At 63.6% G+C, this 9,380-nt stretch carries 11 protein-coding genes and 1 pseudogene; 5 read left to right on the top strand and 7 right to left on the bottom strand.

From position 1 onward, the window contains the following. Both N181_RS34325 and N181_RS25050 read left to right on the top strand, forming a co-directional pair. The coding region (locus tag N181_RS34325) for a hypothetical protein (protein ID WP_210172819.1) at window positions 1–183 on the top strand (183 nt) is incomplete at its 5' end. Between the two features lie 239 nt (window positions 184–422). Further along, entirely contained in the window at window positions 423–1,121 is a 699-nt protein-coding gene (locus tag N181_RS25050) for a thermonuclease family protein (RefSeq protein WP_014328865.1), read from the top strand. Between the two features lie 20 nt (window positions 1,122–1,141). Here N181_RS25050 and N181_RS25045 read toward each other — a convergent pair. The 3 genes and pseudogenes from N181_RS25045 to N181_RS25035 form a co-directional block, all read right to left on the bottom strand. Beyond that, window positions 1,142–2,043, bottom strand: a pseudogene (locus N181_RS25045) (aminoglycoside phosphotransferase family protein). Window positions 2,044–2,108: 65 nt separating this feature from the next. After that, a complete protein-coding gene (locus N181_RS25040) occupies window positions 2,109–3,377 on the bottom strand; it encodes an NAD(P)/FAD-dependent oxidoreductase (RefSeq protein WP_014328867.1) in 1,269 nt (422 codons plus the stop codon). Window positions 3,378–3,433: 56 nt separating this feature from the next. Beyond that, complete coding sequence (locus N181_RS25035) at window positions 3,434–3,898, bottom strand: Lrp/AsnC family transcriptional regulator (RefSeq protein WP_014328868.1); 465 nt, start codon at window positions 3,896–3,898, stop codon at window positions 3,434–3,436. Between the two features lie 221 nt (window positions 3,899–4,119). Here N181_RS25035 and N181_RS25030 point away from each other — a divergent pair, with 221 nt between their 5' ends. Beyond that, the gene (locus tag N181_RS25030) at window positions 4,120–4,839 is read left to right on the top strand and encodes an aspartate/glutamate racemase family protein (RefSeq protein ID WP_014328869.1); all 720 of its coding nucleotides are present in this window, start codon (window positions 4,120–4,122) and stop codon (window positions 4,837–4,839) included. A gap of 77 nt (window positions 4,840–4,916) precedes the next feature. Here N181_RS25030 and N181_RS35645 read toward each other — a convergent pair whose 3' ends face one another. Both N181_RS35645 and N181_RS25025 read right to left on the bottom strand, forming a co-directional pair. Continuing rightward, entirely contained in the window at window positions 4,917–5,045 is a 129-nt protein-coding gene (locus N181_RS35645; RefSeq protein WP_474198931.1) for a glycine zipper domain-containing protein, read from the bottom strand. Between the two features lie 38 nt (window positions 5,046–5,083). After that, window positions 5,084–5,488: a winged helix-turn-helix transcriptional regulator gene (locus tag N181_RS25025; protein WP_014328870.1), complete on the bottom strand. Its 405-nt coding sequence runs from the start codon at window positions 5,486–5,488 to the stop codon at window positions 5,084–5,086. Window positions 5,489–5,642: 154 nt separating this feature from the next. Between N181_RS25025 and N181_RS25020 the strand changes: the two genes are divergently transcribed. Both N181_RS25020 and N181_RS25015 read left to right on the top strand, forming a co-directional pair. Then, a complete protein-coding gene (locus N181_RS25020; protein WP_014328871.1) occupies window positions 5,643–6,530 on the top strand; it encodes an SDR family oxidoreductase in 888 nt (295 codons plus the stop codon). Between the two features lie 160 nt (window positions 6,531–6,690). Beyond that, the gene (locus N181_RS25015; RefSeq protein ID WP_060563963.1) at window positions 6,691–7,302 is read left to right on the top strand and encodes a 2-hydroxychromene-2-carboxylate isomerase; all 612 of its coding nucleotides are present in this window, start codon (window positions 6,691–6,693) and stop codon (window positions 7,300–7,302) included. A 14-nt stretch (window positions 7,303–7,316) separates the two neighbouring features. On the opposite strand, the gene N181_RS25010 is transcribed toward N181_RS25015, so the two are convergent. Together N181_RS25010 and N181_RS25005 are read right to left on the bottom strand one after the other, a co-directional pair. Then, on the bottom strand, window positions 7,317–7,715 hold the full coding sequence (locus N181_RS25010) for a DUF983 domain-containing protein (protein WP_014328873.1): 399 nt from the start codon (window positions 7,713–7,715) through the stop codon (window positions 7,317–7,319). Between the two features lie 190 nt (window positions 7,716–7,905). After that, a complete protein-coding gene (locus tag N181_RS25005; RefSeq protein WP_037400962.1) occupies window positions 7,906–9,303 on the bottom strand; it encodes an aminotransferase-like domain-containing protein in 1,398 nt (465 codons plus the stop codon). Between the last annotated feature and the right edge of the window lie 77 nt (window positions 9,304–9,380).

Below are 9,380 nucleotides of genomic sequence, written 5' to 3'. Positions count from 1 at the left end.
GGCAGTGGCGGCTCCGGCGGCGGCGGCTCCAGCGGCGGCGGTGGCTCCAGTGGCGGCAGTGGCGGCTCCGGTGGCAGCGGTGGCGGCGGCGGCTCCAGCGGCGGCGGCGGCAATAATGGAAATGGGAACGGTGGTGGCGACGGGACCCCCGGCAATTCCGGCAAAAGCGACGACACTCGCTAAGAAGCGTATCGCGCTCTACTGCGGGACGATGGCATCCAGGCCCTGCGAGCCGCGCCTACGGTACGGCGTGACATTGCAGGTATAGAGACCAACGATCGGCAAAGGGCGGGTTCCGACGGAACCCGCCCCTGCTCATGAACGAAGTACGGAGAAAGCCCGCGCTTTGCGCCGGTCATCCGTGACAACCTTTCAGCAACTCCTCGATCCGATAATGCCCGCGCAATTGAGGATCGAATCGGATGGCCAAGGGAAATTCCAGGCGACGCAAGCGCAGCACAGCTCGAAAGGGCAGCCAGGGCGGCATGACGCGTTGGTACCTCGCAGCCGTCATTCTTGTCGGAGGAGTCGTCGCCTATGATCACAGGGGACGACTCGCAGACCTGCCCGGCGGACAAGAGCTGATGGCCTTGCTTTCGCAACCCGAGAAGAAAGCGACGACCGCAAGCGCGGCGGCCCGGCCGAAGGAACACACGGGTGCCATCGCTCGGAAACCCACGCTGGTCCCGCCGGCGCCGATCGGCCGGCCCTTGCAACAGCCGCAGGCGAAAGCTGTCTCGTTCCAGGCAGGAAACGACACGTTTTATTTCTGCGGCATTCGCCACGACAATTGCGTCATCGACGGCGACACCTTCCTCTTCAACGGCGAGAGGATCCTCGTCGCTGATATCGATGCGCCGGAGACGAAGCTCGCGAAATGCGACGCCGAACGGTCCCGCGGCTCCTATGCCAAGGCAAGGCTGCGCGAACTGTTGAACGCCGGCAAGTTCACGCTGGTCGGCTCGCAGGGCAGCTTCGCCGACGAGGAAGCCGGCAAGCCGCGCGTCGTGATGCGAGGCGGCAGATCGCTGGGCGACATACTGGTTTCCGAGGGGCTCGTGCGAAAGCGCGCAAGCCGGCCGGCAAGCTGGTGCAGTCAATCGGCCCGCGCCTCGGGCTGACCGATTGCAACCGCTGCAGCTCAACCGTATCGCACGTGATCGGCGAGAACGTCGGCAATCACGCGCCGCGATTTCTCGACCTCGAGCCGATCGGTGCCCGGCATCTCGGCCGCGACGATCAGCGCCTTCCACAGGGTCCAGCCGCGGCCGCGCGCCCAGGTTCCCCTTCGAGCGGAAGTGTCTCCCGAAACGCCTCGCGGCTCTCCCCGTCGAACATCGTCCAGACAATCGACAGGTCGCAGGCCGGATCGCCGACACCGGACGTGCCGAAATCGATGACAGCGCCCAGGCGGCCGTTTTCGACGAGGAGATTGCCGGAACTGACATCGCCATGGAACCAGACCGGCTCTCCCATCCACTTGGCGGCAAGCGCTGCATCCCAAACGGAACGCGCCATATCCGTATCAATCCGGCCCTCGAGTGCCGCAAGGGCCCAGCGCGTTTCGTGGTCATACGCGGTCAGCGGACCGCCGCGGAAGAAATTGTGCTGCCCCGATAGCGGCCCGCCATCGGCGTCGATGCCTTGGAGGGCGGCCAGGAACTCGGCAAGCGACACCGCGAAGGCGCTCATATCGGCGATCGGAGCATGCGTCGCGATCTCGCCGTTGCGCCATCGATAGACGGACCAATGCCAGGGATAGTTCTCGCCCGGTCGCCCCATCGCCACGGGCGCCGGAATCGGCAGCGGCAAATGCGGCGCCAGCCGCGGCAACCAGCGCTGCTCCTTCTCGACCTGGAGCGCATAGGATCCGGCGCTCGGCAGACGAACCGCCAAGTCGTCACCCAGATGAAAGGTCCTGTTGTCCCAACCATCATGCCGAACTGGCCGAACCGGCAGGTCCGCCCATTGCGGAAATTGCGTCGCAATCAGCCGCCTGACGAGGGATACATCGATTTCGATCTTGTCGGAGGAGGCGGCCATCGAACCTTGTCGCTACATGGTGCAAATAGGTTGCATTGGAAACCGTCAATTTACAACCGCCACGGCTATTCCTCACTTCGCTGGGTTTCCTTTTGCGTAATCAGGCGCGCGCTGTGCTGGCCGCTCAGATAGATCCACAACCAACTCCAGGCGACTGCGAACCGGCTGCGGGTGCCGATCAGGAAGTAGATATGGGCGATGCCCCAGATCCACCAGGCAAGCCCTCCTTTCAACTTGATCCTGCCGAAGTCGATGATCGCGGCGCGCTTGCCGATGGTGGCGAGACTTCCCTGGTGGCGGTAGCGGAAGGGGCCAGGCGCGGGCTGGCCCTTAAGACGGGCGCGGATCACGCGGGCTACATAGGCGCCCTGCTGCTTGGCAGCGGGCGCGATGCCCGGCACCGGCGCACCGTTCTCCTGCTTGACCAAGGCGGTGTCGCCGATCACGAATGCGCTCGGGTTGCCCGGCGCGGTAAGGTCCTGGTCGACCATGGCACGGCCTGCGCGATCAGCCTCGATCCCGAGCCATTTTGCGGCCGGCGAAGCCTGAACACCGGCCGCCCAGACGAGGGTGCAGCTCGGGACGAAGCTGTCGCCGATCCTCACGCCGTCCGCCGTGCAGTCCGTTACTGGCGTGCCGGTGCGCACCTCCACGCCGAGCTTGGCAAGCTCGGCCATCGCATAGGCGGAAAGCTCTTCCGCAAAAGTCGGCAAAATGCGCGCTCCCGCCTCGACAAGTATCACGCGCGCCTGACGCGTATCGATGCGGCGGAACTCGTCTGGCAAGGTTCGGTGCGCCATTTCGGCGATGATGCCGGCAAGTTCCACGCCCGTCGGACCCGCGCCGATGATCGTGAAGGTCAACAGCGCATCGCGCCTGGCGGGGTCCTCCTCGCTCTCGGCCTGCTCGAATGCGAGCAACACGCGCCGGCGAATGGTCGTCGCATCCTCGAGCGTCTTCAGACCCGGCGCCACGTGAGCCCATTCGTCATGGCCGAAATAAGCATGCGTCGCACCGGTCGCAAGCACCAGCGTGTCGTAGGGAACTGCCCGGCCGCTCGCCAGCGTCACGGCCCTTGCCGCCCGATCGATGCCCTGCACCTCGCCGAGCAGCGTCGTCACCTCCGGTCGGTCGCGGTAAAGATGGCGGATCGGCCAGGCGATCTCGGAGGTCGCAAGAATGGTGGTCGCGACCTGGTAGAGCAGCGGCTGAAAGAGGTGGTGATTGCGCCGATCGATGAGCGTGATGCGGACCGGCGCGCCCTTGAGGTCATGGACAAGCTGCAGCCCGCCGAAGCCGCCGCCCACGACCACCACGTGATGTTTCTCCTGCATGGCTGCTGCCTCGTTCGCTCAAATTGACCACACATCACGTCGGCGGCACGCAGACCTTACTCCGCGTAACGGACCGGAACCGCCGTCCCGCTTTTCAGGACTTCCATGGAGATCGAGGCGGTAACGTCGAATAGCTCCACCTTGCGCACGATCTGCTTGTAGACCATGTCATATTGCTCGACTCGCGGCAGCACAACCTTGACGATGTAGTCGTAATTGCCCGTCAACCGGTGCGCCTCGACGATTTCGGGAATGTCGCTGATCGCACGCCGGAACGTCTCGATCCACTCATCGGAGTGATGTGCCGTCTTGATGAGCGCGAAGACCGTCGTGGGCACGCCCATCTTCTCCCGGTCGAGAACGACGATGCGCCTTGACACATAGCCTGCCTCTTCCAGCCGCTGAATGCGGCGCGAACAGGCGGACAAGGAAAGGTTCACCCGCTCGGCGAGATCGGCCATCGCAACACTCGCATCTTCCTGCAGAAGTGTGAGAAGTTTTCGGTCCCTTTCGTCAAGCACGCCATTTACTCCTCACCCAACGCCACGACGACGCCTGAATTTTGCACGAACTGAACAAGCGACGCAAAAAACTCTTGAGATTTCCTTCTTAGATAGCCCTCAAAGCAAACAAATCCAACCCGACTCGGGTCATAATCTTAACGGTGGAACGAGATCGGAAAGTGGCAACGCGCTCTTCCGGCTTCAGTTCCAACGATCGAATGCAAAAAGGGAGCGAGTTGATGGAAATGCGCAAAATCGGCCTCATCGGCGGCATGAGCTTCGAAAGCTCGGCGGTCTACTACCGGATGGTCAACGAGGCCGTTCGCGAGCGGCTCGGCGCATTGCATTCGGCGGAAGTGCTTCTCCATTCCGTCGACTTCCAGAAAATCGTCGACCTGCAGAAGGCCGGCCGCTGGGACGAGGCGGCCGGGCGCCTGTCCGAGGTTGCGCGCGCACTTCAATCCGGCGGAGCCGATTGCGTGCTGATCTGCACCAACACCATGCACCTGATCGCCGACGCCGTCGCGGCTTCCGTCGATATCCCGCTGATCAACATCATCGACGAGACCGCACTTCGCCTCAAGGATGCAGGCAGCCGCCGGCCGCTGCTGCTCGCCACCCGCTACACCATGGAGCACGGCTTCTACGCCGAGCGCATGCGGGCTCACGGCATCGATGTGATCGTTCCCGATGCCGACGGCCGCAAGCTGACCCACGAGGTGATCTTCGACGAACTCTGCGCCGGCAAGGTTCTGGACGCTTCGCGCGAAGCGCTGATGGCGCTCATCGAGAAAGCGAAGGCAGAAGGCGCGGACGCCGTCATTCTCGGCTGCACCGAGATCTGCCTGATCCTCGACCCGGCCAACCTGCCGCTGCCGGGCTTCGATTCCACGGCTATCCACGCCGAGGCCGCAGTTGATTTCGCGCTGCTCGACCGGAAGGTAGTTTGCGCTGCCTGACCGAACGCCAAAGGGGTTCAAGGCACGACAACGCCCGCCCCCCGGCGAACAGGTCGATATTCCGAACCGGCGCGCCTCTAGCGTGGCTGATACATTCCCATCGCAGCACCAAGAGCAATGCCGATGGTGATACCGAGCGGGACGTCATCGAGCGCGGCTCCGAAGGCCGCGCCAACACCGATGCCGATTGCAATACCAACTCCCATAATCTCGGCAATACCACAGGCATGTGGCGACAATCCGCCTATGGCGCCTCGTCAAACTCGGCACGCGCCTTGCGTATCGCGTCGTGATTTTCCAGCGACCAGTCCACGAATAGTTTCAAGACAACCAGGAACGACCGGCCGAGATCGGTGAGGCCGTATTCCACGCTCGGCGGCTGCGTCGGGTAGACGGTACGGCTCAAATAGCCGTCGCGCTGCAGATCGCGCAGCGTCTGCGTCAGCATCCGCTGGGAAATGTCCGGGATCAGCCGCCGGAGCTGCGAGAAGCGCAGCGGCCCGTCGGCGAGCGACAGGATCATCAGCGAGTTCCACTTCCCGCCGATATTGTCCATCACATCGCGCACCGGACAATTGTCCATATCGAGCGGCACGCCGCCGATGATTGCCACCCGCCTGCCCTTCACCGCGCCGGTCGCCTTGTTCATGGCGGTACCCTTTCCGTAACCTTCGCAGAAAAAACTGCCTCCTTTACAGCTCTTAGCAGATTACGGGATAAGAGCAACTCTCAAAAAGAGACCAGATTTCGAAATGAGCCGGTCGAGGCTATGCGAAGCTGGAAAGCAGAGTGAAAGGAAGATAATGCCCCAGAAATTGCTCGTAACCGGTGCTGCAGGTCAGCTCGGCAAACTCGTACTCGATGCGCTTCTCGCCTTTGGCAAGACGAAGCCGGCCGATATCATCGCCACCAGCCGCGACACCGCCAAACTCGCCGATTACGCCGCCAAGGGCGTCGAAACCCGCGCCGCCAGTTTCGACGATCCTGCCTCGCTCGAAAAGGCTTTTGCCGGCGCCGACCGGGTCCTCATCATCTCGACAGACACGCTGGACGAGCCGGGCAAGCGGCTGAGGCAGCATCTCGCCGCCGTCGACGCCGCCAAAAAGGCCGGCGTGAAGCACATCCTCTATACGTCCATGCCCAATCCGGAAAACTCGGTCATCCCCTTTGCCGCCGATCATCTCGGCACCGAAAACGCCATCAAGGCAAGCGGCATTCCCTATACGATCCTGCGCAATGCCTGGTACATGGAAAACCTGTTCCTGGCGCTGCCGCATGCACTTCAGACCGGCCAATGGTTCTCGTCGGCCGGTGAAGGCCGTATCTCGCACATCGCGCGCGACGACCTCGCCAAGGCCGCTGCCGCTGCGCTGGAATCGGGCTCGTCGGAAAGCCGCACCTATACGCTGACCGGTTCGCAGGCGCTGACGACCGCGGAGATCGCCACCCTCGTCGCCGAAGCCACCGGCAAGACGCTCGACGTAGTCCACATTTCCGACGAGGCTCTGGCAGGCGGCCTCAAGGGCGCCGGGCTGCCGGACTTCTTCGTTCCGATCCTCGTCTCCTTCGACACCAATACCCGGGAAGGTCATTTCGACCTGGTGACCAATGACGTAGCCACCCTCACCGGCAGAGCCCCGGTTGGGCTACCGGCCTTCCTCGCGGCAAACAAGGCCGCGCTCGTTCAATAACAATGGCCGCAATGGCAATCGGCCCGGCGTCCACCGCCGGGCCTCTCTTTCAAAACCTTGCCTCGGTCCGTCAACTTTTCCTGGAAGCCCCGCGTTTCCGCCACCCTCTCGCCTCGGCGCGTTGTTATCGTGAGGATCGGTCGGATTGGGAGGAAGGACGATGACGGCGCCGGTCGACTTCTGGTTCTCGATAGGAAGCCCCTACACTTTTCTCGCCGTGATGCGGCTACCGGAGGTCGCCGAAAGGGCGGGCGTCGAGGTCCGTTGGAGGCCCTTCGACCTCCGCGCGATCCAGGCCGAGGCGAATGACGCCCCTTTCGCCGACAAGCCGCTCAAGGCCGCCTATATGTGGCGCGATATCGAGCGGCGTGCCGCGAAGTTCGGCCTGCCGGTGAGACTGCCGATCCCCTATCCCCTCGCCGACCTCGCACTGGCGAACCGCGTCGCGGTGCTCGCCGCCAAGGAAGGCTGGTGTTCCGCCTACACGATCGCCACCTATCGACGCTGGTTCGTCGACCGCGAGCCTGCCGAGCGCGAGCCGAACATCGCGGCGAGCATCGAGGAAGCGGGAGAAGACCCTGGCCGCGTGCTCAAGCAGGCAAGCACCGGCGCCGCCGCCGAGGCGCTGAACGCAGCGACCAGCGAGGCGAAGGAGATCGGCATCTTCGGTTCTCCCTCCTTCGTCGCCGATGGCGAACTGTTCTGGGGCCACGATCGCCTGGAGGACGCGATCGAATGGCAGCACAATCTGGACCAGGGGAACCCGGGGTGAACGTCAGTGCTTGTTCAAGCGTGCGTTACGTCTGACTTCCGCACCAGCTTGCCCTCCTCGGCCTTGTAGAAGAACTGGCTGGCGACCAGCCAGCCCTTCAGCGGCCTGAGCGGCGGGATGCAGGTCAGGAGCATGAACGGCCCCGTCACCAACAGATGCACCCAGAGCGGCGCATTGTATTGCACTTCCAGCCACACACCGAGAAGCACACTGGGCACGCAGGCGAAGCAAATCACGAAGAAAGCGGGGCCATCGGCCGGGTCGGCGAAGGAATAGTCGAGGCCGCAGACCTCGCACTCCTGCCGGAGCGTCAAGAATCCCTCGAACAGGTGTCCCTGACCGCAGCGCGGGCAGCGACTGCGCAAACCCGTATGCAGTGGCGACAAAGGCGGCCACTCATCGTTTGAAGACATCATTCTTCCTTTCCAAGGTTCTTTCCGCGCATGCGCAAGCCGGCCCGAGGCCGGACGTTCCGCGCAGCAAGGCGCCCCAAGGCTTCATTCATAAACCATACATAACATACACTACCAATATTGTATGCATAAGTGACTGCGACAATTCCGCCCGTTGGCAGGTAACACTCCTCGGAAATACGAACGCGCCTCAGACGACGAGACTGAGCGCCGCCGGAGATCGCGCAAGAAGATCGGAAATGATGTCGAGGCTTCGCTGCAGTTCGGCCCGCGTCTCCGGCGCGCCGAGGCCGAGGCGCACGGCCTCCGGAGGATCCGAAAGCGCGAAGGCATCGCTCGCCACGACAGTGACCCCCAGAGCCCTGAGCCGGGCGGTAAACTCGCCGCGGCTCCATTGGGATGGCAATCTCAGCCATAGGTGAAAGCCCTCGCGATCGGCGAGGACATCGGCGTCGGGCAGTCTGTCGGCAACCATCTGCTGGCGGCGCGCCGTTTCGCTTCGGATGGCCGCCAGCACCGTTTCCGCCGTCCCATCCTCGACCCAACGGGTGGCGATCGCTGCGGAAAGCGGCGATGCCATGCCGGCCGTGGCGCGAATGGCGCTCTCCAGGCGAACAGCCGCCGTTGAATCCGGCACGACCAGATAGGCGATCCGGAGCGCAGGCGAGAGACATTTGGCAAGCCCCGCCACGTGATGGACGATATCCGGAGCAAGGGCGGCAAGGGGCGGCACGGGCGCTGCCGGCAATGCGCCATAGGCGTCGTCCTCGATGACGGCAACGCCGTGCCTGCGTGCAATCGCCAGGATCGCTTCACGCCTTTTCAAGGGCAGCGTTGCGGTCGTCGGATTGTGCAGCGTCGGATTGCAGTAAAGAACCTTCGGCTGATGCTCGAGGCACGCGGCCTCGAAAGCTTCCGGCACAAGGCCCCTTTCGTCTATCGCGACGCTCAGGACGTCGATGCCGAGATACGCCGCCACCGAACGAAGACCGGGATAGGCGAGCGCCTCGGCACAGATCCTGTCCCCCTTCGTCGCCAGCAGGCCAAGGGTCGCAAGCAGTGCGCCTTGTGCACCGGGGCAGACCAGCACCCGCTGCGGCGAGACTTCGCCGAGCCTCGGCTTCAGCCAGGCTGCCCCCGCTGCCCGGTCTTGCCGCGCGCCACCGACGGGTTGATAGCGCATCAGCAGGGCCAAGCCCTGCTCGTGCTGCAAATCGGCGATATCGCGCCACATCCTTTCCGCAAGCGGCGGGTCATCGACGAGCGGCGGCAGGTTCATGCTCATGTCGACGAGCGCGGCCGGCGACGAACCGCCGACACCTCTCGGTCGCGCCCTCACATAAGTGCCTTGTCCGACCCGCCCTTCGATCGAGCCACGGCGCCGCGCCTCGTTGTAGGCGCGGCTGACGGTGGTGAAATCGAGGCCGAGCGCGGCCGCAAGCGCCCGCTGCGGCGGCAAACGTGTCCCGGCCGGCAAGCGCCCTGCCGCGATGTCGGCCGCAATCTGATCGGCGATGGCGAGGTAGAGCGGCCCGCGCATCCTGCCAAGCTCCGGCACCCACGAAAGATTTCCGCGATCCTTAGCCATGCGACATCCTCTTCATAATGTATGGATATTGCATGGATGCGGATTTTGAGCAAGTTGCCAAACCCGGGATTGGAAAC

This window comes from Sinorhizobium fredii USDA 205, from assembly GCF_001461695.1.
GTDB lineage: Bacteria > Pseudomonadota > Alphaproteobacteria > Rhizobiales > Rhizobiaceae > Sinorhizobium > Sinorhizobium fredii.
Note: the sequence above shows the minus strand (reverse complement) of the source record. Positions and strands in the feature narration are given on the sequence as shown.